This is a genomic window from Pseudomonas germanica, assembly GCF_019614655.1.
Taxonomy (GTDB): Bacteria; Pseudomonadota; Gammaproteobacteria; order Pseudomonadales; family Pseudomonadaceae; genus Aquipseudomonas; species Aquipseudomonas neuropathica.
This window is the reverse complement of the sequence record NZ_CP071586.1, coordinates 4,912,431-4,934,859: the sequence shown is the minus strand read 5'-3', so window position 1 is coordinate 4,934,859 and position 22,429 is coordinate 4,912,431. Positions and strand designations below refer to the sequence as shown.

The 22,429-nt window shown below is 49.7% G+C and carries 18 protein-coding genes; all 18 read left to right on the top strand.

Going from position 1 to position 22,429, the window contains the following annotated elements:
- The first annotated feature begins 87 nt into the window (after positions 1 to 87).
- Complete coding sequence (locus J0G10_RS21755; protein WP_281062961.1) at positions 88 to 1,458, top strand: phosphohexomutase domain-containing protein; 1,371 nt, start codon at positions 88 to 90, stop codon at positions 1,456 to 1,458.
- Entirely contained in the window at positions 1,455 to 2,249 is a 795-nt protein-coding gene (locus tag J0G10_RS21750) for an ABC transporter permease (RefSeq protein WP_220556678.1), read from the top strand. Before J0G10_RS21755 ends, J0G10_RS21750 begins: the two co-directional genes overlap by 4 nt.
- Positions 2,249 to 3,505, top strand: coding sequence for an ABC transporter ATP-binding protein (locus J0G10_RS30155; RefSeq protein ID WP_220556677.1), 1,257 nt, complete (start codon positions 2,249 to 2,251; stop codon positions 3,503 to 3,505). Before J0G10_RS21750 ends, J0G10_RS30155 begins: the two co-directional genes overlap by 1 nt.
- 4 nt (positions 3,506 to 3,509) lie before the next feature.
- Entirely contained in the window at positions 3,510 to 5,234 is a 1,725-nt protein-coding gene (locus tag J0G10_RS21740; RefSeq protein ID WP_220556676.1) for a hypothetical protein, read from the top strand.
- Between the two features lie 9 nt (positions 5,235 to 5,243).
- The gene (locus J0G10_RS21735; RefSeq protein ID WP_220556675.1) at positions 5,244 to 9,263 is read left to right on the top strand and encodes a glycosyltransferase; all 4,020 of its coding nucleotides are present in this window, start codon (positions 5,244 to 5,246) and stop codon (positions 9,261 to 9,263) included.
- Between the two features lie 313 nt (positions 9,264 to 9,576).
- A complete protein-coding gene (locus J0G10_RS21730) occupies positions 9,577 to 11,064 on the top strand; it encodes a hypothetical protein (RefSeq protein ID WP_220556674.1) in 1,488 nt (495 codons plus the stop codon).
- Positions 11,064 to 11,495, top strand: a complete 432-nt coding sequence (locus tag J0G10_RS21725; RefSeq protein WP_220556673.1) for a GtrA family protein — start codon at positions 11,064 to 11,066, stop codon at positions 11,493 to 11,495. The genes J0G10_RS21730 and J0G10_RS21725 overlap by 1 nt, the downstream gene beginning before the upstream one ends.
- Entirely contained in the window at positions 11,476 to 12,303 is an 828-nt protein-coding gene (locus J0G10_RS21720) for a glycosyltransferase family 2 protein (RefSeq protein ID WP_122707322.1), read from the top strand. Before J0G10_RS21725 ends, J0G10_RS21720 begins: the two co-directional genes overlap by 20 nt.
- 4 nt (positions 12,304 to 12,307) lie before the next feature.
- On the top strand, positions 12,308 to 13,180 hold the full coding sequence (locus J0G10_RS21715) for a lysylphosphatidylglycerol synthase domain-containing protein (protein ID WP_163032979.1): 873 nt from the start codon (positions 12,308 to 12,310) through the stop codon (positions 13,178 to 13,180).
- Positions 13,173 to 14,645 (top strand): protein kinase family protein, encoded by a 1,473-nt coding sequence (locus tag J0G10_RS21710; RefSeq protein WP_220556672.1) that lies wholly within the window; start codon positions 13,173 to 13,175, stop codon positions 14,643 to 14,645. Before J0G10_RS21715 ends, J0G10_RS21710 begins: the two co-directional genes overlap by 8 nt.
- Positions 14,629 to 15,027, top strand: coding sequence for an HAD family hydrolase (locus tag J0G10_RS21705; RefSeq protein WP_241089713.1), 399 nt, complete (start codon positions 14,629 to 14,631; stop codon positions 15,025 to 15,027). Before J0G10_RS21710 ends, J0G10_RS21705 begins: the two co-directional genes overlap by 17 nt.
- A 9-nt stretch (positions 15,028 to 15,036) precedes the next feature.
- Complete coding sequence (locus J0G10_RS21700; protein WP_122707314.1) at positions 15,037 to 15,789, top strand: glycosyltransferase family 2 protein; 753 nt, start codon at positions 15,037 to 15,039, stop codon at positions 15,787 to 15,789.
- A gap of 259 nt (positions 15,790 to 16,048) precedes the next feature.
- Positions 16,049 to 16,645, top strand: coding sequence for an adenylyl-sulfate kinase (cysC, locus tag J0G10_RS21695; protein ID WP_374046154.1), 597 nt, complete (start codon positions 16,049 to 16,051; stop codon positions 16,643 to 16,645).
- Positions 16,642 to 18,027 carry an FAD/NAD(P)-binding protein gene (locus J0G10_RS21690; protein WP_122707310.1) on the top strand — a complete coding sequence of 462 codons (1,386 nt, stop codon included), beginning with the start codon at positions 16,642 to 16,644 and terminating at the stop codon, positions 18,025 to 18,027. Before cysC ends, J0G10_RS21690 begins: the two co-directional genes overlap by 4 nt.
- 161 nt (positions 18,028 to 18,188) lie before the next feature.
- On the top strand, positions 18,189 to 19,220 hold the full coding sequence (gene gmd, locus J0G10_RS21685; protein WP_095048546.1) for a GDP-mannose 4,6-dehydratase: 1,032 nt from the start codon (positions 18,189 to 18,191) through the stop codon (positions 19,218 to 19,220).
- A complete protein-coding gene (locus tag J0G10_RS21680) occupies positions 19,220 to 20,119 on the top strand; it encodes a GDP-mannose 4,6-dehydratase (RefSeq protein ID WP_095125156.1) in 900 nt (299 codons plus the stop codon). The genes gmd and J0G10_RS21680 overlap by 1 nt, the downstream gene beginning before the upstream one ends.
- Entirely contained in the window at positions 20,116 to 21,261 is a 1,146-nt protein-coding gene (locus J0G10_RS21675) for a glycosyltransferase family 4 protein (protein WP_220556671.1), read from the top strand. The genes J0G10_RS21680 and J0G10_RS21675 overlap by 4 nt, the downstream gene beginning before the upstream one ends.
- On the top strand, positions 21,258 to 22,367 hold the full coding sequence (locus J0G10_RS21670) for a glycosyltransferase family 4 protein (RefSeq protein ID WP_281062439.1): 1,110 nt from the start codon (positions 21,258 to 21,260) through the stop codon (positions 22,365 to 22,367). The genes J0G10_RS21675 and J0G10_RS21670 overlap by 4 nt, the downstream gene beginning before the upstream one ends.
- Positions 22,368 to 22,429: the final 62 nt, after the last annotated feature.

Sequence of the window (22,429 nt, the reverse complement as noted above, 5' to 3'; positions counted from 1 at the left end):
TCAAGCGCCAGTGACATCAAGCCTGGCGGTCCATTCTTGCCGTTGCCGCCTCAGGGCGGCATCGGACATTTCAGCTATGTGAGTAGAATGTATCCTCCTATCGTGACGCAGTGTTTCAAAGCCTATGACATTCGTGGTCAGGTTCCCGCTCAACTCAACGAAGATATTTCCTACCGCATTGGTCGCGCGCTCGTAGTTGAATTACGTGCGAAAAATTTCGTGGTTGGTCAGGATATGCGGCTTGAAAGTCCATCCTTGGCTGCAGCGCTGATGCGGGGCATTACCGAGGCCGGCGGCGATGTCATCGATATCGGGCTTTGCGGCACGGAGGAAGTTTACTTCGCCACAAGCCACTACAAAGTTGATGGCGGCGTGATGATTACCGCCAGCCACAATCCCAAAGGCTACAACGGGATGAAACTCGTCAAAGCAGAGTCTCGCCCTATCAGTGGTGACACGGGTCTTGATGCCATCCGCCAACGCGTCGAACAGGGTGACCTGGGTGACCTGGTGGCAGAAAAGGGGACAGTCCGTCAGGCGTTCGATAAGAGTGCCTACATCGACCATTTGCTGACTTACGTCGACATCAGCGCACTGAAACCTTTGAAAATCCTCGCAGACCCAGGTAATGGCGCAGCCGGCCCTGTACTCCAGGCGCTGGCCGCGCGACTACCTCTGAAGTTGCTGTTTATCAATGAAGAGCCTGATGGCACCTTCCCAAACGGCGTCCCAAATCCATTATTGCCTGAGAATCGCGAGTTGACGCGTGATGCACTACTGGCGAACCAGTGCGATATCGGACTGGCCTGGGATGGCGATTTTGACCGCTGCTTTTTCTTCGATGCGAATGGGCGTTTTATCGAGGGTTATTACCTGGTTGGCCTTTTGGCCGAAATGCTGCTCATAAAGCACCCTGGCAGCAAGATCATCCACGATCCTCGACTGACTTGGAACACCATCGAGCGCGTTGAGAAAGCGGGTGGTATCGCCGTGCAAAGTAAAACCGGCCATGCATTTATCAAGGAGCGTATGCGCGAGGAGGATGCAGTGTATGGCGGCGAAATGAGCGCTCACCACTACTTCCGTGATTTTGCGTACTGCGACAGCGGCATGATTCCGTGGTTGCTGGTAGCCGCTTTGATGTCGGCTAATGGAAAGAGCCTGGCTCAGTTAGTTGACGAACGAATTTCCGATTTTCCATGCAGCGGTGAAATCAATTATCGCGTTGATGATGTGCCGACGATTATTGAAAAAATACGCAAGGCCTATCTTCCGCTGAATCCAGCGATCGATATGACTGATGGCTTGAGCATGGACTTTGGTGACTGGCGTTTCAATCTTAGAGAGTCCAATACGGAATCTCTATTGCGATTGAACGTCGAATCTCGCGCCAATGAAGCCACGCTTTCATCGCAGCTTGCACTGCTTGAGGGGTTGATTTTAGGAGAGAACCAATGAGTTCTATGCTTAAAGCGCTCTGGAACTATCGCGGGTTTATCTCAGGAAGTGTCAAACGAGAGTTTCAGTCCAAATACAGAAATTCTTTGCTGGGTGCGTTGTGGACGATACTCAATCCGTTGGCGATGATTATCGTATATACCGTTATTTTCGCTGAGGTGATGAGAGCCAAGTTGCCGGGTGTCGAAGGCACCTTTGGATACAGTATCTACCTGTGCGCGGGGATACTTACTTGGGGGCTGTTTGCCGAACTGGTCGGGAGAAGTCAGACTGTTTTTCTCGATAATGCCAACTTGTTGAAGAAAATCAGTTTTCCACGGTTGTGCCTTCCAGTCGTGGTTGTCGCGAATGCCGGCATAAATTTCATCATCACATTCGGTCTTTTTACTGCTTTTCTAATCATTAGCGGTAATTTTCCTGGTTTGGCATTTCTTGCCTTGGTCCCGTTGCTGTTGATTCTGATCCTCTTTTCAATAGGGCTCGGCATTACATTGGGGGTGCTCAATGTGTTTTTCCGCGATGTCGGACAGTTCTTTGGGATCTTCATTACATTCTGGTTTTGGCTGACTCCCATCATCTATCCGATTACCGCGCTCTCCAAAGAGTTGCGCGTGTTTATTGACCTTAACCCGATGACCAGCCTTATGGCCGCCTTTCAAGGGGTTCTTGTTTCCGGTCAGTGGCCGCAATGGGAAACTTTGTGGCCGATCACCACCCTGGCGGTGTTTTTGTGTTTTGTGGGTATGCGTTTTTTCCGCAAGCACGCAGGCGAAATAGTGGACGAACTTTGATGGGTAGCATTACGGTTGTTGGACTGGGCAAAGCATACAAACAATATCGCACGCGTTGGGGGCGATTGGCTGAGTGGCTCATTCCCAAACTAAAGCCCCGACATACCCTTAAGTGGGTATTACAAGACATCAGCTTTTCTGTAAATGCAGGTGAGGCGGTAGGGATAATCGGGGTCAATGGTGCAGGCAAAAGCACGTTGCTGAAAATGATTACGGGCACTACCCAACCTACAACCGGGAGTGTAGACATAAATGGGCGAGTCGCCGCTCTGCTCGAGTTGGGTATGGGGTTTCACCCTGATTTTACGGGTAGACAGAATGCCTATATGGCCGGTCAGTTGCTTGGGCTTTCTCTGGAGGAGGTCTCTCTGCATATGTCGGAAATCGAGGCGTTCGCCGACATAGGTGATTACATTGATCAACCGGTGCGTGTGTATTCCAGCGGTATGCAGGTGAGGCTGGCATTTGCAGTGGCAACGGCAGTGCGTCCAGAGATTCTCATCGTCGATGAAGCCTTGTCGGTGGGGGACGTTGCTTTTCAGCGAAAGTGCTATCGACGGATTGAACAGTTTCGTGAAAAGGGCACAACTCTGCTTTTTGTGACTCACGATACTGAAACAGTTAAAAAAATCTGCGATAAAGCGCTCTTCCTTCAGAATGGAAGTGTCGCCGCTTTTGGTGCTGCGAAAGACGTATGCGATACCTACGAACAAGTTTTGTTCGGCGGTGGGAAGAAATCGGCTCTGCCAGTCGCAAAGAGTGTCGAGGCTGTGGTTGATCCCAGCTTGCTGAGTAGTTGTGAACTTTCTTATGGCGACGGCCGCGCGGTTGTTGAGTCGATATGGATGGAAAGCTCGGAGGGGCATCCTGCCAACGTTTTTGGCAGCAACGATAGTTTGATACTGAAGTATCGCGTTCGTTTTACCGAGGAGGTGACACAGATCGCCTTTGCCTTCATGGTCAAGACGCGTGATGGTATTGCGCTGTTTGGTATGGATACCGCGGATATGCCTGAAGTGAAAGGCAGAACCTTCAGTGCCGGCGAAACGCTCCTGCTAAAATTTGAATTTGGTAATTCATTTGCCCCCGGAACCTATTACGTGAACTGCGGTGTACGGGATGACACGGGTGATGTTGCTTTGTTTTTGCATCGCCGTATTGATGTTGTCCTGTTTCGCGTGCGAGCAGATGAGGGTACGTTTGCGAAAACTGGCGTTATAAATGTCCCAGCAAAATTCGAACTTGCAATGGAGTAAGAGGGTGAGCATTTTAAAGGATTCTAAAACCTGCCCTGTATTTGTTCACTCTTTGTTTCGGGCGGGAAGTACTTACATATTTAGTGTTTTTAGAAGCTCGAGCGCAGGCTACTGGTGTTATCAGGAACCGATGAGCGAGTTTGTCTTGTCTGCGCGCAACGAGCGTGAAAGCATGCTTGCTGCAGATGACAATCTGGCAAAAGTGCTGCGTCATCCGGATATGAAGGGGGCGTATTATTCCGAGTTGTATAGCGTATCTGACGAATGTATAACGAAGCTAGACGAGTCCTGCATCTATGATGGTTATTTTGCCACGACTCCAGAGCAGGCGGGCGTACCATACTTATCAGGTTTGATATCTTCGGCCAAAGGCAGACCACTTATACAAGAGTGTCGTACAAGCTCTCGTATCGGTGTGATCAAGAATGCATTGGGCGGTCGTCATATTTATCTCTGGCGAAATCCTTGGGATCAGTGGTGGTCTTACAAGGTGGATCACTACTTTGATGATGCAAATCAGATGTGTATCAATGGTGCGCATCACCCCGAAATTATTAATCGCTTGATCGACGAAATCGGATTCAACGGTTTGACGGAAGGGAACATTTTTCAGAAGTTTTCGTGGTTCTACCAGAACCGCTTGTCTCCGGAAAACAGTTACCTTGTTTTTTATGTGCTTTGGTTTCTAGGCTTGAAAGAAGGCCTGAAGCACTCTGAACTGCAGATCAATATTGATCGACTCAGCGACAGTTTAGAGTGCCGAAATGACATTACCCATGCTCTTAAGGAAATGGGTATCGACGGGCTCGATTTTTCTGAATGCTCAGTTCCTCAAGCCGTGTACGGTGCTAAAGACAAAGCTTTCTTCAACAGCGTTGAGCAACGGGCCCATGGTCTATTACTTCTATCAGGGACATCACAGACGCTTATTGATGAGGTTGTTGCGCTTCGTAAAGCAAGCGAGCCTCTGGTTTGGCAACGTGATTATAGAACCGATCCCGGCGCCAGTCTAATTCGGGATGCTGAAAGAGCGCGTGAATTAGTTCTCGGTTTTGAGAAGAGGGTGGTGGACGCGAGCGTTGATCATCAGCGGAAGTTACTTGGTGAGCACGAAAGATATAGCTCCATAGAAACAAGTTTGTTAGCCGAGACGGAAAAAGTAAGAGCACTTGACGCCAAGTGTTTGGAGTTTGCTGAAATCCTAGTCGAAGCTGAAACTAAAATATCGGAAGCGAACGCGGAGCGTCAGAAGGTCGAGGACAAACTCGTATTGAGGGAGGCTGAGTTTGAGTGTGCGCATTTGGAGTCTAAAGCGTTAGTGTTCGAACTTGAAAGACAGATTAAAGAATTAATGACGAGTGCTTCATGGCGGCTAACCAGGCCGTTGCGAGTTTTGAACAAGCTGATAAAGGACCCAGGTACTAATTTGAAGGCTTCTCCATTATTGAAGATCAAGCACAAGCTAAAATCTTTCATTTCTCGTTTAATGCGAAAGGCAGTTGAAAATCCGAGAATCAAGGGTTGGGCTGTCGGTTTTCTTTCGCGTCGCCCGGTATTGAAGGCCCGGCTTAAACGGATTGCGTGGGGAATGCAACAGAGTCATGTTGGCGCCGTGAGTCCATCCAGCACCACGGTAGACACGTCAACTTCATATGCACAGCTTTCAAGTTTTAAGAAAAAAGGGAACGGTGAAGAGTTGAAATCACCCCTTGAGTCTTTTTTCTACTGAGTATTTATTTTGAAAAAAATATTGGCATTTAGCTTTTTTCCTGCATTTACGCCTGTCTCGAATGGTGGTGAATCTAGGGTTTTTAATTTTTACAGGTCTCTGAGTCGTACGCATCAAGTTACCTTGTTGAGCTCAACTCACCAAGGCAGTGATGAAGAGCGTGTTTTTCATGGTGTCAACTTTATCGAGCGTAGAATTCCTAAGGATATCGCGTTTAATGAAGTCTGGGCTGCACTGTCCAAAGTTTCCGGGAAAGGTGATCTGTCAGGTCCTGCCCTTGCTGTGTGTGCCAAGTACCCAGGCGCTTTGCACGATGCTTATCTTGAAGAGTATGAGTCGGCGGATATAATTATCCATGACTTCCCATTTACCATCGACTATGACGTGTTTGCCGGTTTTGATAGTAAACTACGTGTTTATAACTCTCAGAATTGCGAAAGTATCCTCTATCGTTCCTTGCATAGCGATGCCGGATCGGATGATATTCCGAACTTGGTAATAGGGCTGGAAAAGAAGATACTTGAACTCTCGGATCTGGTTTTTTACTGCGGTGACGATGACCTCGTCGCATTCCGTGACTTGGCGCCAGCTGCGAAATTCGAAACTGTCTTTGTTCCTAACGGTATGACACCTGTTCGAACGGCGTCTTTGAAGGAAAATTCGAACTCAGGTTTTTCTACTGTTTTCATGGGCAGCGGCCATTTACCTAACCAGATAGCTGCGCTGACACTTGTTAATGAAATTGCGCCTCTAGTGCCAGAGGTGAAGTTCAATATTTTGGGTACATGCCTCCCTGAAGGTAAGTATCCCGCTAACGTCATCCGTCATGGTCGGGTGAGCGATACGCTGAAAGAGGAGTTGCTGGGGGCTAGCCACTTGGCATTGAATCCTATGTCCACTGGCAGTGGGTCCAATATTAAGGTGTTGGAGTATCTGGCTAGAGGTCTGCCGGTTCTTTCAACTGAGTTCGGTGTGAGGGGACTTTCTGGTCAGGAGGACGAGCATTTTCTCATCTCTTCACTGGAGTCGTTTGGTCAGGCCATTAGAGATGCAGCGAACTCTCCTGAGCGTCTCTCGTGTATAGGTCAGGCCGGACTATCATTTGTAAATGCCAACTATACATGGGATGCCATTGCTGAAAACGCTAGTAAAAAAATAGTAGATGTCTATCAACGCAATAAAGAAAATACTCCAAAGAATCTTGTAACGGTATTGAACGATTACAATTCTTTTGCGGGAATTGGCGGTGGTGCAACTAGGACGCGTGGATTATACGCCGCAGTTTCCGAGACGAGTACGGTTGTATTTTTATGCTTTTCCAGTGATCGTTTCTTGCAGGTAGATCGTCACAATGACAATACATTAGTCATCGCTGTTCCAAAAACTGCGGAGCATCTAGGAGAGTTACAATACGTCAATGCACAATCGCATATATCGTGCGACGACATCGTTGCCGGCCGACATTGCGCACTTAATCCTCTGCTGGTCAAAGTCTACCAGGCCTTGAGGGGGAACTCTCAGAGTGTTGTAATTGAGCATCCATTCATGGTGGAGTTACCAGTCGCACATGCTGACCGATTTGTTTACTCGTCCCAGAATAATGAATTGACGCTGAAAACGCGTCTATTGGAACACCATCCACTCAGGCACTCTTTGATAGATGATGTTGCTGAGTTTGAGCGTAAAGCCGTTGAACTTTCGGCGCTGACGATTGCTGTTTCTGACGATGATGCCGATAGTCTGCTCAGAAAGCGTCGTACAGCAGGGCCCGCGATAGTTGTACGCAATGGATCTGCGCCTGCAGCATTAGTAGATGCAGAAAATGCAAGTAAAATTCAGGCCGGTATTTCTGCCCGGTCCGCGGTTTTTCTTGGCTCCGCGCATATGCCCAATGTTGACTCCGCGAACTACATTGTTGAGCACATTGCTCCAAACTGCCCGGACGTCGAGTTCCATCTGATCGGCTCCGTGTGCAGTTCGATTAGTGGCAAGATGACTCGAAATGTTCATCTATGGGGTGTTTTGGATGATTCGGACAAGTCCGCAGTTATGCAGTCATGTTCCATTGCCATCAACCCCATGATGTCTGGCAGCGGTTCGAATGTGAAGTTGGCCGACTATCTCGCCAACGGATTATTTGTGGTGACGACGATTTTTGGGCAGCGAGGGTATCCTGACGTCATTCAAGATCATATCAATGTAGTGACGCTGGAGGATTTTCCCTCGGCGATAATGACTGCGCTGTCCGATGTGGAACTGCAAACACCCGAAGTAAGACTGTTACGTCAGTCCATATTTAATCGTTGCTTGTCCATGCAGGCGCTGGCGGCAGATTTTGTTTACGCGTTAAAAGGCCTTTCAGTCCCTAAGAAGCGTGTGCTCTTTGTAACTTATCGTTATACCTCTCCTGCCATGGGCGGTGCTGAGTTGATGGTTGAGCAACTGTTGAGGGCTCTTGGCAGAAATAACAACTTTCAAATTGATGTTGTTGCGCCTGAAGTCAGCTCGATGCACAGCAAATTCCGATTTGCGGAAGACTATCATTTCAACGCGAATGACAGTGCGTTCATCAATATGCACAACGTCAGATTTGCTCGCTTTCCTATTCAGCCATCAATGGGGCAATCCGCGACGCAGGGGCTGGAGCGTGCCTGGCAATTGCAACCGACATTCGAGCGTATCATCTCGGATTCTGTGAAAACGGGATTTGATCGCAGTGGCCTGACTTGGGGCTGGGCATTGCCGGAAGGTAAGGCAATAAAAGCCTCTCGCTGGGCGTATGCCACGTGTGGGTTGTATGTTGTGGAGGATACAGACGTTCGAATTGACGGCTTCGCCCACCAAAAGGCTTATGTGACGGTAATGGACGCTCAAGGGGTGATAATCCTGAGCTCGGAAGTTCAGGGGCAGTTTGTGTTGGCGTTTTCCGCTCCGGCAGGGGAGTTGGAAATAACAACATCAATTGGATCCTCTCGACATGAAGATCCTCGTCCTCTGGCATTTATGATGACAGCGTTGTATTTCAATAGCGTGCAGCTTGATATCTCCAACCCGTCGCTGGTTAATTTGGCTACTGTCGATGCCGAGACGGCGTTTGAGGTGTTGGCGGACGCTGCCAAGGGGACTCGTGATCCCTTGAATGTTAAGCTAAGTGATATACGCGGTCCTTTCTCCGAAGCCCTTGAGAATTATGTTGAGTCTCAAGTAAGTAATTATGATTTGGTGATTACTCATAATCACGTATTTCGCCCGGCTGTTGTCGCGGTTGAAAGTGCCAAGCGGCACGGGGTGCCGGTAATTATCATACCTCACGCGCACTTAGATGATGATTTTTACCATTTTCCAGACATTAATGACGCGGCACGAGACGCTAGTCTGGTATTAGCTTCGCCTCTTGCTGCTTGCGAGTTTTATCGTCGCCGAGGGGGTAATGTCAGTTATCTGCCAGCCGGGATTGATACCAGTGAAATATTCCATCAAGACGACGTAGATGCCTTTCGAGCTGTCTTTTCGGTAGATCGCCCCTTTGTTTTAGTGTTGGGCAGAAAATCAGGCGCGAAGGGCTATAAAGACACGATTGCAGCCGTTGAAAAGTTAAATGCAAATGGTAAGAACTTACATGTAGTACTGATTGGACCTGACGATGACGGTGTGCCCGTGTTATCTGCCCATGCGAGCTACTTGGGCAAGCAGCCCAGGAATGTTGTTCGTGGAGCGCTCATGTCGTGTCTTTCATTGATTAACATGAGTAGTAGCGAGAGCTTCGGCATCGTGCTGTTGGAAGCTTGGTTGGCCGGTAAACCGGTAATTGCGAACAGTGCTTGTGCAGCTTTTCATGATATGGCGATTGATGGTGTCAATGCCGTATTGACGGAGCGCGAAGGATTAGAAGAGGCAATCACTCGATTGATTCGAGATCCTGCATTGTGCGCGACACTGGCGGAGAACGGACAACGCATTACTCATGAGTATGACTGGTCGGTTATCGGTGATCGTTTTATCACCACATGCAACGAGCTTCTGATATAGCGTTCGAGTTTATATATTGGTTTTTTGCGAGGAGCAGGCTTTGAGTTTACTTATAAGTCGTTCCTCGAATTGTTAGAGGGAATTGATTCTATAAAGGTCGCATGCTACTTGGTCGACGGAGAAGGAAATATGGTCGGTATTGAAAGTGATTCTTTGAAAGTGGCTGTGACTTTATTGGTGGGTGATTTGAGCCTCTATTGGCTTGGGGGATCGAAGGTTCAAGTGGCATATTTGCATAACGTTGATGGCGTCTGTTTTTTACCGGCTGCCAATCACAGAGATGCAATAAGTTTAGGCACGAGGGGGCAGCGTTTTGAATAGCAATGATTTTGGCGTGAGGCCATTGAAGTGGCTCGCATTGGTCCTTGTAATATTGGCTTGCGTGTTTTACGTGGTTTACCTTGGTCACGCGATTCTAAGTGAAAGAGTCTTGTACGCTGACGGTTCGAATTTTTTTGTGCAACTGTTGAGTCAGAATAAGGTATGGCCAGTTGCCGATGATCCAAAGCACATACGGTTGTTTGCGAATATAGTAAATCAACTTCCTGTTGCTATTGCTATTAAGTTAGGAGTGGAAAACCTAGGCTGGTTGAGGTTCCTGTTTGGTGCTGGAACGTTTTTGGGGCCGGTGTTTGTTTATTTTTTCTGTTTTTTATTGAGTCGTCGGGCAAATGACTATCGCGTTTTTTTCTTTGCTCTAGCAAGTCTGGTTACGTGCGCGATTCCATCCGATATATTTATTCTTAATCAGTCTTTTATATCTTTGGCGTTTGCTTGGTTGCTGATTCATTATTTGCTGTTGAAGATAAATTTTCGATGGTTTGACTGGCTAGTGATAGCTATTGTTTCTTTGATATTGTTCAGAGGGCATGAAAATCTGGTTCTTTGGGGCGGCAGTATATTTTTTGGCGCGCTGACTGCATTCTGGTTCGGCGGAACAGGCGGTAATTTTTGTAAAAATTTACACCTCTATGTACTTGGCGCTGTCGGCCTAGCCCAGTCGCTGTTTGTTCTATATTGGCAGTTTAGTCATCCGGTTGGTCAGGAAACAAATGCCTTTCTAGAGCTTGTCAATTTTGCAATGCCGCGGGAAATGTGGGTAGGCAATACTAGAATAAGTCTATTGGCAACTGTTCTACTTATTGTTGCTGGGCTTTACGGATGGATAGCTCGTAGCATAAGCGCGGGCGGCGGAGCAATTTTTTTGCTGGTCTTTTTAATATTTTTGTCGTTGTCGGGTCTTGCGGTGTATGCCGGGGTTTCAGCAATACAGGATTTCAATCTGACTGATCCGCGCAGAGAGTTTAATTATCGGTTTCTGATGACTATCGGATCCACGGGATGGATGCTCTCTTCAATTATATTTGTGCGTGCAAAAGTTAATTTTGATGTGCGTGGTGCTTATTTTGCGATTGTCGCGCTCTCAGTCAGCCTGTTGTCCGCGTCGCTCTGGCAGGTCTCCAATAGTATACAATGGCTCGAATTCAAGAATGCCGCTCTGCACGAGCTTAGTGTGGCGCCAGGGCCAATTTTACAGCCTGAGTCAGTGAGAGAAATACTGATTTCGGAGCAGCGGGAGTATGCTTATAAGTATCGTTGGGTCTGGACGTGGCCAGTATTCGGTATGAGCTTACAGAAAGATGGTCGGGTCGTTAAAATATTTAGGCCGGAAGGCTTTGATGATTATTTCAAACCTCCCAAAAAGATTCCTTTTGTTCCGCTTTCGGGCGGCGAATATGGTAGCGAAGGACCCGGGTTGTATTCATTTGACGGTTTTCAGGCCGCTGGAAAAAATAAATAATGAAGTTGTTTCTAGGGTTCTTACTGGTGTCTGGAGTCGGGTGGATTCTTGATCTGCTTTCCTATACGACTTTGACCCAGGCTTTTGATGTGTCACCTGCCTTTGCGAATTTCGCATCATCCATGGTCGGTGTTACATACGTATGGTTGATTGCGCTAAATCGGGTTTTCAAACAAGGTGGGCACGGAAAATATATTTTTCTACCGATCTATTGGACTTATCAAGCGGTGTCTATCTTAGGGTATTCGATGCTGATTTCCATCGTCGTTGTAAAACTGGTAGATTTTGGGATTGATCAGGTACTGCCACTGCCAGCGGCTGTTCTGGCGAAGCTAATGGTCACGCCCGTTAATTTATTGACGAATTTCCTGTTTATGACTGTTCTTACGAAATTTATGAGTACTGACTCCGATGGCCAAGTCCGAAGCTAATCCGAAAATCCTGGTTTTCATCCCTGCCTATCGCTGTGAAACGCAGATTACTCGCGTTATCGATCAGTTTGATGAGAGCGTACAGGCTAGGATCGATACCGTTATGGTTGTTGATAACCGCTCGCCTGACGGTACCCTGGAGGCTGCCATTGAGCGCGGCAAATTGGTCCTAAAGAATTGTAATTTCATCGCTTGGTGTAACGATGACAACTATGGTCTGGGAGGATCGCACAAAGCAGCCTTTCGCTATGCAGTAGATAATGGGTTTGACTACCTTGTTGTGCTGCATGGCGACGACCAGGCCGATATTCGTGATTTGATGCCTCAGCTCGAATCAGAGTTGGATAAAGGTGTTGATTGCTTGTTAGGTGCACGTTTCATGCGTGGTAGCCGTTTGAAAGGATATTCCTGGTTCCGTACATTCGGTAATCGGGTTTATAACGCACTGTTTTCCATGGTCACAATGCGTGCTATTTATGATTTGGGATCTGGATTGAACCTTTATCGTGTGGCGGCGTATCGTGACTTCTACTACAAAGCATTTCCTGACGACTTGACGTTCAATTATGTGATGCTGTTGGCAAGCTATCAGCGCAAGCAAGTAGTGCGTTTTTTCCCCATCAGTTGGAGAGAAGACGACCAGATATCGAACGTCAGATTGTTCCGTCAAGCATTTAAAGTCTTGAGGTTGCTTGCGGGATTTGGCATGCGCCGCGATAGCTTTGTTTCTACAGAACTGCGCTCTCGGGCATTTGATTCTTACACGGGGCAAATTCGCTATAGCCAAGGCTCAGCTTCCAATGAGTAAAAGCTTGAAGGTCTACTTCGGACTGCTGCTGATCGTGGTGATGGGTTGGCTGTGGTTACGTGCGCCGGATATCGCCAGTTTTGGTCGTGAGACACAGTGGGCTGGTCTGGTGGGTATTACTCTGCTTTATCTCGGCTCACATGTATTGCGTATGCTGCGCCTGGTGCTGTTGACGCTTGATGATCGCGATAAGGCGTTTCCTCTGGTTGCGGCGCATACATTGACAGCTTTTCCAAGTAGCTTTCTGCCATTCAAGCTGGGCGAGATTTTACGCCTTGCTTCCTTTTTTCATGTGTACGGGAAACGGCAGAAGGCGCTGGCGGTATGGTTGGCGGAGCGCTTTGGAGATGTAGTGGTGATCTCCGCCTTTATTCTGGGGTTGTACATTTTTAATATTCAAGTCGTGCCCGCAATGCGCACTGTCTTTGTATTATTTGTACTGGCCAGTGGTTTGAGTCTGTTGGGGTTCTTCGCTGTTGCTAAGATCTTTGTATATTTGAATCGTCATCTTGTACTGACTAGCTACACGCCGCGCGGACTGACCGTGCTACGCGCGAGCCAAGTATTACGCAGGCTTGAAGTCGCGATCTATAAGTCCGTCGAGGGGCGTGTGTCAGGTTTCCTGCTGCTCTCTGTACTTATCTGGTCTGTCGAGATTCTGGCGTTGTCTTTATTTATTAACCAGCTTGGGATCGGAGATCCGGATCTCGCGGCGCTGTTCACCTCCGGTTTGCTGGCGAGCTTACCCGGCGGCGGGGGAGTCTCGAATGCCTTCGGTCTCTACCAGTCGCTGGGTCTGGTGGCGTTGACATTGGTATTTCTGCTCGTCGTTTCGTTGCCGGCGCGCTCCAAAATTCTAAGGACCCGAGATGTCTGAAGCATATACCAAACTATTGCTTATCCTTGATGATCGCGAGTTCGCCTTTGGTGAAGTGCGCAGCTTGGTTGGCTCCCGCCGATTCGGTGATATCGTCTTCAAGCGCCGACCACTGATCGAACATTTCCTTACCGCGCTGCCGGCGTGGAGTCGATCACGTGTGATTCGTTTGCAGAATGAAGATGATCTTGTCGCGCTGCGCTCTACACTGGAAGCGTGTAGTGAGGATACATCTGTCTGCGTTATCGCCGGGCGTGCCGGCTTTTCACAACCTGAACGCCTCACCCAGTTGATAGAGCGCCTGCCGTATGCTGAAGAGGACTTTACCGATACGTTGTACAAACCGATGCTGGTATTTCTGCGCAATGCCCACATGTTGGTCGACCAATGGTCGGCGTTTCTGGCGGCACCTCTTCATACATGGGATAGGGCGTGGCAGGGCGCTCAGCGTTTGCAGTCGGTCGAACCCCTGGATTTAGGCAAGATCCGCGATTTCCTTTCTTACACCAGCGGTTCTACAGCAACGCGCCATTTCAACGAAATGCAAATGGACGCGTATTACTACACGAAGCGATCCACTGACAAGACCAAGATGCGCGCGGAGTATTCCTTTTATAGCCTCGCTCCCGAAGGCATGCGGCCTTGGCTGATACAGCCTTTTGATTTTCAGGATGATGGTGATCGCGCATCTTACAAAATGCTGCGTTATTACTTGGCAGATACTGCTTTGCAATGGGTTCACGGCGCTTTTGAGCCCGATACGTTCACTTCTTTTGTTGACCGTCTGCTGTTTTTTCTCGCGGAGCGCTCAAGACAAACCTGCACTAAGGAGCAGTCGGCTGCCACGGCGCGAGAACTGTTCGTTAATAAACTTGAAAAACGGGTTGAGCAGTTTCTTGCGATGGAGGAGGGACAGCGGATCAATCGTTTGGCTGCTAGCGCTACTCCTGAACTGGATGTTTCACGCCAGCTAGAGCGTTTTGTGAAGCTCTACAAACGCTTCGAGAAAGGATTTGCATTTGATTACCGTGTGGTCGGGCACGGTGACCCTTGCTTCTCCAATATACTTTATGATCAACAACGCTATCTGCTAAAGCTGATCGACCCTAAAGGGGCGCTGACGGAGGAGGGGCTGTGGACACACCCTTTGTATGATCTGTGCAAGGTGTCGCACAGCGCATTGGGCGACTACGATTTTATTAACAATGGTCTCTACAATGTAGGTTTCACCGACAGTAATCAGTTGTTGCTGAGTTTTAAACACACCAATCACGCCGTCCTGAAACCTGTCTTTGTTCAGCGAGTCAAGGCGGCAGGCCACGACGTTCGCGTCATGCGTCTGGGCGAAGCATCATTGTTTTTGTCGATGCTGCCGCTGCACATAGATTATCCAAACAAGGTGATTGCTTTCCTGCTGAACGCTCACCACATACTCAATGAGGTTGAAAGTGAATCAAGAGTTTGAGAGCGTCGACGGTGTATTGGTCGTTGATATTGACGGCACGCTGTGTGGAATTAAAACGGCGAATCAGTCGTACGCAGATCTGATTCCCGATCAGGCCATGCTGGCTAAACTTCGCGAATACCAGGCTAAAGGTTATCGAATCTTACTGTTCACTGCGCGTAATATGAACACTTATAAGGGTAATCTGGCGCTTATTAATAAACATACTGCACCAGTTCTTCTCGAGTGGCTCGCTAAGTGGGAAGTTCCTTACGACGAAATTCTGTTTGGCAAGCCTTGGCCGAGAAAACGCGGCTTCTATATTGATGATCGATCTGTGCGCCCGGACGAGTTCCTCAACATGACCGAAGAAGAAATCCATAAATTGCTGGGGCAGGAGTAGGAGTCTGAGATGTCGGTGAATATTGTTATTACTATGGCGGGCCGCGGATCGCGCTTCTATGAGGCTGGATATACGGTACCAAAGTATGAAATCCCCGCGCACGGCAAAAGTCTGTTCGATTGGTCGATGCTTTCTTTACGGAATTTTCTTACAACCGATTGCCGTGTGATCTTTGTATGCCTTGAAGAAAATAACTCGGCTGATTACGTTCGCAGGCAGAGCGAGGCAATGGGGCTTCGTGATGTGCACGTTATCGAGATTGGGCAGGTAACTGATGGCCAAGCGACAAGTGCGTATCTGGCACGTGAATTCTGGCGGCCGGAGGATCCTCTGCTTATTTATAATATCGATACGTACGTTAATCCACGCGCCTTGCTCCCAGAGTCTATTCGTGAGGGTGCTGATGGATGGGTTCCGTGCTTCCAGGTTCCGGGCGATCATTGGAGTTTCGTAAAATTGGGCGATGATCAGTGGGCTACCGATTTGGCTGAAAAGCAGCGTATTTCGGATTTCGCATCAATCGGTCTGTACTGGTTTTCACGAGCTGAAGACTATGAGAAAGCCTATGACCGTTTCTTTGCTGACTCCCAAAATCTTGTTCGCGGCGAGCGTTACATTGCGCCACTTTATCGACAACTGATTGCCGAAGGCCGGAAAATTTCTATAACTGATCTTGCTGTTAATGACGTCCATGTATTAGGTACACCGGCGGAATTGAATGCATTTCTCGAACTGAACCAAGAAGATTTGCTTGTCAATTGATTGATGCGCGTTGAAATTGGCCAGCTAAAGTAAGTTCCCGTATTCGGCGAGTGCATTACAAAATGTTACCCGCCGGGTCGTCTCGAGTGACGCTCGGCGCCCACCTTTCAATCGATCAGTGGTACGACGGGGTTATCCTCTATTGTCTTGGAGATCTTGGCGGTGGGTTGGAGCGGGGTGAAAGGTCGCTTCCGACGCCGCTGTCGTGAGTACGCGAATTCAATGATAATCTGAGATGTCAGTGATACGAGGTACCGGTGTGTCCAATAAAAATTTAGTTTTCCAGGCGTCTGTTGTCGACGCTTCAACGAGAGCGCTGGTCAAGTCGCAAAAGCCGATCACTTTATGGTTGACCGGGTTGAGTGGCGCTGGCAAATCCACCATCGCAAACGCGCTGGAGCTGGCTCTGGTCGAGCGTGGTCGACATACTTATTTGCTGGATGGCGACAATGTACGTCTGGGTCTGTGTAAAGACCTTGGGTTCAGTGATGCTGACCGGGAGGAAAATATTCGTCGAATTGCAGAGCTGGCCAAATTGTTCATGGATGCCGGCCTGATCGTGATCACTGCATTCATCTCCCCATTTCAACATGATCGTGCCTTGGCTCGCGATGTGATCGGCGATGAAAAATTTATCGAGGTCTTCATTGACACTCCCTTGTCAGAGTGTGAGCGCAGAGATCCAAAAGGCCTATACGGGAAGGCTCGCTCCGGCGTAATCAAGAACTTCACGGGAATCGACTCGGCCTATGAAAGCCCGCTGAATCCCGATGTTCGTGTCAATACTCTGGAAGAGAATCTGGAAACCTGCGTGGCGAAAATTCTCGACTGTCTGAATCAGCGGGTAGTGGCATGAAGACTCTCGTCATTATCGGCGCAGGTTTTAGTGGGACAGTAACGGCCATTCAGTTTTTGAAGCATTGCCCGCCTGGCGCTCAAGTTATTTTGATCAACCGCTCAGGCGGTATGGCTCGTGGCCTGGCGTATGGAACAAATAGTGCTCAGCATCTGCTCAATGTTCCGGTTGGCAACATGACAGCTTTGGTAGATGAACCTGAATCTTTTCAAAAGTTTTGCCAGGAAACCGATCGGAGCGTTTCGGGCTCATCATTTGTGCCTCGTAAGCTTTACGGCGATTACCTGTCTTTCTTGCTGGATTCGGCCGTGGAGCGTGCAGAAGACACTTCGCTTCAGCGATTGGCGGCGGAGGTGCGCAGCCTCAGGTCTGGTCAGAAGGGCGTGATCGTAGAACTGGCAGATGGGGAGCAATTACGTGCAGATCACGTCGTACTCGCATTTGGACACTTTGCCCCACTGAATCCTCAATGTGTTGCACCTGCCATCTCCGCTGGCTGCTATCAGCAGGATCCTTGGGATCGTGAACGTCTGTTACCCGATGCAGGCAAGCCCGTCCTTCTTATAGGTGCCGGGCTGACCGCTCTGGATGTAGCACTCAACATCGATCAGCGCAATTCACGCCCAATCTACATGCTGTCGCGCCGTGGCTTGCAGCCATTGGCTCATCGCCCTCATGGTAAGGGACTGGCGTCGAATGCAGGAATCAGCGAGCGATTGTTTGGCGTGGAGCCTACAGCGAGCAATTATCTTCGCGAAGTTCGCAGTCTTGTTAAAGCGGGTGCTGCTGAAGGACGGGACTGGAGGGATTTCATTGCAGCCTTGCGTCCCGCAACGCCAGCGCTTTGGGCTCGATTGCCGGAGATCGAGCGACGCCGTTTTCTGCGCCACCTGCAACCCTACTGGGATGTGCATCGTCATCGTGTTGCCCCTGAGACCCATGAGCGCTTTCTAGAGGCTCTGGGCAGCGGACGAATCATTTCCTTGGCAGGGCGAATCAAGGACATGAGCCCTGAAGGCGAGGGCGTGCGTGTGAGCTTTCAGAGACGGGGTAGCGATCAGACCGAATATGTCGATGTCGGGCAGGTTATCAATTGTACCGGGCCCAATTCGAATTTACGGTATGTCGATGATCGGTTGATTACCCAATTACGCGATGAAGGACTTCTCCAGCCAGACTTACTGGGTTTGGGTTTGCATGTAGATGAACGCCTGGCGGTTAAAAATGCTGACGGGAATGTTTCAACATGGCTTTCCTATATAGGGCCGATGCTCAAGGCCGATTTATGGGAAGCCACAGCTGTACCTGAATTGCGCGAGCTCGCGAAAAATTTGGCTTGCAGGCTTGCCGATGACTTTCGCCAGGATCCCCGGGCAGGTTAATCCAAGCGTCTAAAAAGTCGCCCAGGGGGCGGCAAATGGCGGTTCATGGGGTACTATTCTCCTGTTCCGCAAAAAAATGCACAGTCTTGGCCTCATCCGCATTGCCAGGCTAGATTTTTTCTTGTTATCAACAACGTTCAAATGGAGTTTAGAGGATTCGCATGAAAGCAATCGTTACTGGCATTACCGGTCAAGACGGCGCCTACCTGGCGGAACTGCTGCTGGAGAAGGGGTACACCGTTTACGGTACCTACCGTCGTACCAGTTCTGTCAATTTCTGGCGTATCGAAGAGCTGGGTATCCAGCAGAACCCTAACCTGCATTTGGTCGAATATGATCTGACAGATCTCTCTGCCAGCATCCGTTTGCTGCAAACCACTGAAGCCACCGAGGTGTATAACCTCGCCGCGCAGAGCTTTGTGGGCGTGTCGTTCGAGCAGCCAATCACTACTGCTGAAATCACTGGTCTTGGTGCTGTGAACCTTCTGGAAGCGATCCGCATCGTCAATCCAAAGGTGCGTTTCTACCAGGCTTCGACGTCTGAAATGTTTGGTCAGGTGCAGGCCATCCCGCAGGTCGAGAGCACGCCTTTCTATCCGCGCAGCCCTTACGGTGTCGCCAAGCTTTACGCTCACTGGATGACCATCAACTACCGTGAGTCGTACGGTATTTTTGCGACCAGCGGCATCCTGTTCAACCACGAATCTCCGCTGCGTGGCCGTGAGTTTGTAACTCGTAAAATCACTGACTCCGTAGCCAAGATCAAGCTCGGCCTGCTCGATAAAATGGAGTTGGGCAACCTTGATGCCAAGCGTGACTGGGGTTTCGCCAAGGAGTACGTAGAAGGTATGTGGCGTATGCTGCAGGCCGACGTACCGGATACCTTCGTATTGGCGACCAATCGTACCGAGACCGTCCGTGATTTCGTATCCATGGCGTTCAAGGCCGCTGGTATCACTATTTCCTGGTCGGGTACTGCTGAAGCCGAACAGGGCACTGATGCTGCTACCGGCAAGGTACTGGTTACCATCAATCCGAAGTTCTACCGTCCTACCGAAGTTGAGTTGCTGATCGGCAACCCGGCCAAGGCCAAGGAAGTGTTGGGTTGGGAACCGAAAACTTCGCTTGAAGAGCTTTGCCGCATGATGGTCGAGGCTGACCTGCGCCGTAACAAGCAAGGGTTCTCTTTCTGATGATCAATGCTGGCAAACGTGCGCTGATTACGGGTATTCATGGATTTACCGGTCGCTACATGGCGGCTGAGTTGCAAGCTCATGGCTACGAAGTTGTCGGGATGGGTAGTCAACCCTCCGACGATCACAATTATCATCAAGTCGATCTGGCTGACGGTATTGGTCTACGCACGTTGCTGGCAAAGATTCAGCCGGATGTCGTTGTGCACCTTGCAGCTCTGGCATTTGTCGGACATGGTGCGGCGGATGCGTTCTATCAGGTCAACTTGATAGGCACGCGTAATCTGCTGGATGCTATTGCCGCTAGCGGGAAGGCTCCGGATTGCGTTCTGATTGCTAGCAGCGCCAATGTCTATGGCAATGCATCAGGTGGCATGTTGTCGGAAGCTACAGTGCCGGCTCCTGCCAACGATTACGCCGTTAGCAAGCTGGCCATGGAGTACATGGCCAAGCTCTGGATGGATCGTCTTCCCATAGTTATCGCGCGGCCATTCAATTACACAGGTGTTGGGCAGGCCGAGAACTTCCTGTTGCCGAAAATCGTCTCCCATTTCCTGCGCAAGGCGCCAAGGATTGAATTGGGTAACCTCGATGTTTGGCGCGACTTCAGTGATGTTCGGGCTTTGGTCAAGGCTTATCGTGGTTTGATCGACGCGAAACCCTTGGGGCAGATCGTGAATGTCAGTTCGGGACAAACGCACTCACTTCGAGAGGTTATCGAGTTGTGCAAGTCGCTGACTGGGCATGACATCGAAGTCGACGTGAATCCAGCGTTTGTTCGCGCCAACGAGGTGAAAACCTTGTGCGGGGATAACTCGAAGCTGCGGGATCTGGTTCCCGGATGGGCAACGGCGCCTTTGAGCGAAACCCTGAGCTGGATGCTGACGGTTGATAAATGAAGTTAATTCTTTCTGTTGAGCCGGTCCGTTTTCCACTGACCGGCATTGGTCGCTACACCTATGAGTTGGCGCTGCGACTGCAGCAGAATCGTGAAATTACTGACCTGCAGTTTTTTGCAGGTCGGCGATTTCTACCGTCGTTGCCTGCTGCTTCCGATACGTCGGGTAACGGTTATGGTCTGAAGCGAGCCGTTCAGAAGAATTTCCTGGCGGTTGAGGCCTATCGTTTGCTGATGCCATTGCTCAGGAAGCGAGCGCTTAAAGGTCATGGTGAATTTCTTTACCACAGCCCCAATTATTATCTGCCTCCGTTTGCCGGACGCAGTGTTGCTACCTTTCACGATCTTTCTCCCTTTACGTGGTCCCACTGTCATGCGCCGCAACTTGTGCGCTATTTGCAGAAGGAGCTCAAGACGACGTTGGTCAGGGCTGATGCTTTGATAACGGACTCTGAATACACGCGTAAAGAGTTGTCCGACTATTTTTCCTGGCCTATTGAGCGGATTCACACTGTGCCGTTGGCCAGTTCTGCCGAGTTTCATCCTCGGTCCGCGGACGACCTTCGGTTGACTCTGTCGCGACATGGTCTTGAGGTGGGCGGCTACAGCTTGTTTGTGGGTACCATCGAGCCGCGCAAGAATATTGATACCTTGCTCAATGCTTATTCACGTCTGCCACTGGAGCTGCGCAAGCGCTGGCCGCTCGTGTTGACGGGTTACTATGGATGGCAAAACGAGGATATTCATAACCGGCTTGAAAGCGCACGTCGCGAGGGCTGGGCCTACTATCTCGGTTTTGTTCCCAGCGAAGACTTGCCTCTGTTGTTTGCCGGTGCGCGGCTATTTACCTTCCCTTCGTTGTACGAGGGTTTCGGTTTACCGGTGCTAGAGGCTATGAGTTCGGGCGTTCCCGTCGTTTGCTCCAACAGTTCTTCCCTGCCAGAGGTTGCCGGTAATGCGGCACTTATGTGCGAAGCAACGGACACGCTGGCGTTGACTGAGCTTTTGCGCCGAGGCCTTGAAGATGAGGTGTGGCGCGCCAGTGCCATTGAACAGGGATTACTGCACGCAGCGAAGTTTTCCTGGGAGCGGTGCGCAAAAGAAACGTTCGAGGTTTATCAGAAGGTGGTCGACGGGCGATGATCAAGGTTCTGCACTTCTTCAAGACTTATTACCCGGAGACAATGGGGGGCATCGAACAAGTCATCTTTCAGATTGCCGAAGGTGGTTTACAACACGGGTACGAGTCCCAGGTGCTCTATCTCAGTGAGCGAGGGGCTGCACGCAATGAACCGATTGCGCATCATCTGACCCATCGCTCAAAACTGGATCTTCACGTTGCTTCTACGGGATTCTCGTTTTCGGCGCTCAGGGATTTCATCGAGCTGGCTCGAGAAGCGGATATTGTTCACTACCATTTTCCGTGGCCTTACATGGATCTCGTTCATTTTGCGAGTCGAGTCGGCAAGCCCAGTGTGGTCAGCTATCACTCCGATATCGTCAAGCAGAAAACGCTGCTCAAACTTTATCAGCCATTGATGAATCGCTTCCTGTCCAGTGTTGACTGTATTGTCGCGTCGTCGCCAAATTATCTGGCAAGCAGCCCGGTTTTGACACGATTTGAAGATAAGGTACGTGTTGTTCCTTACGGTCTGGATCGCTCGACTTATCCCGTCCCTTCTGCAGAGAAACTGGCATTCTGGCGAGACCGGTTGGGTGAGCGTTTTTTTCTTTTTGTAGGTGCCCTGCGTTATTACAAGGGCCTGGATTTTTTGCTTGAGGCAGCCAGGACGACCGGGTTACCGGTGGCCATTCTTGGAGGCGGGCATCTTGAAGCAGAACTCAAGGCTCAAGCCGCGGAAGCGGGTGTGTCCAACGTGCATTTTCTGGGGTTGTTACCTGACGAAGACAAGGCTGCGCTGCTGACACTTTGCTACGCTTTTGTCTTTCCGTCGCATTTGAGATCGGAGTCTTTCGGAATTTCCCTGCTCGAAGGGGCTATGTACGGAAAACCGATGATCTCTTGTGAAATTGGATCGGGCACCACCTACATCAATATTGCCGAAGAAACCGGATTGGTCGTCCCTCCCAGGGATTCCATTGCATTGGCACAGGCTATGACAAGGCTGTGGAGCGAACCTGCGACAGCTGCCAGGATGGGCTTGGCCGCCGAACGCCGGTTTGAGGAGGTGTTTTCCTCAAGTTTGATGGCGCAATCTTACGCTGATATTTATCGCTCGTTGCTATAAAGCTTTTCGCAACCCATGTTAATGGGCTGTCAGGACAATGCCTCGTCTGGCGGATGTTTGCG

Excerpts from the sequence above, each read along its gene's own strand:
- J0G10_RS21675 (WP_220556671.1), top strand. The coding sequence starts at position 20,116 with ATGAAGTTAATTCTTTCTGTTGAGCCGGTCCGTTTTCCACTGACCGGC.
- J0G10_RS30155 (WP_220556677.1), top strand. The coding sequence starts at position 2,249 with ATGGGTAGCATTACGGTTGTTGGACTGGGCAAAGCATACAAACAATAT.
- J0G10_RS21690 (WP_122707310.1), top strand. The coding sequence starts at position 16,642 with ATGAAGACTCTCGTCATTATCGGCGCAGGTTTTAGTGGGACAGTAACG.
- J0G10_RS21750 (WP_220556678.1), top strand. The coding sequence starts at position 1,455 with ATGAGTTCTATGCTTAAAGCGCTCTGGAACTATCGCGGGTTTATCTCA.
- J0G10_RS21680 (WP_095125156.1), top strand. The coding sequence starts at position 19,220 with ATGATCAATGCTGGCAAACGTGCGCTGATTACGGGTATTCATGGATTT.
- J0G10_RS21710 (WP_220556672.1), top strand. The coding sequence starts at position 13,173 with ATGTCTGAAGCATATACCAAACTATTGCTTATCCTTGATGATCGCGAG.
- J0G10_RS21700 (WP_122707314.1), top strand. The coding sequence starts at position 15,037 with ATGTCGGTGAATATTGTTATTACTATGGCGGGCCGCGGATCGCGCTTC.
- J0G10_RS21670 (WP_281062439.1), top strand. The coding sequence starts at position 21,258 with ATGATCAAGGTTCTGCACTTCTTCAAGACTTATTACCCGGAGACAATG.
- J0G10_RS21720 (WP_122707322.1), top strand. The coding sequence starts at position 11,476 with ATGGCCAAGTCCGAAGCTAATCCGAAAATCCTGGTTTTCATCCCTGCC.
- J0G10_RS21755 (WP_281062961.1), top strand. The coding sequence starts at position 88 with ATGTATCCTCCTATCGTGACGCAGTGTTTCAAAGCCTATGACATTCGT.
- J0G10_RS21725 (WP_220556673.1), top strand. The coding sequence starts at position 11,064 with ATGAAGTTGTTTCTAGGGTTCTTACTGGTGTCTGGAGTCGGGTGGATT.
- gmd (WP_095048546.1), top strand. The coding sequence starts at position 18,189 with ATGAAAGCAATCGTTACTGGCATTACCGGTCAAGACGGCGCCTACCTG.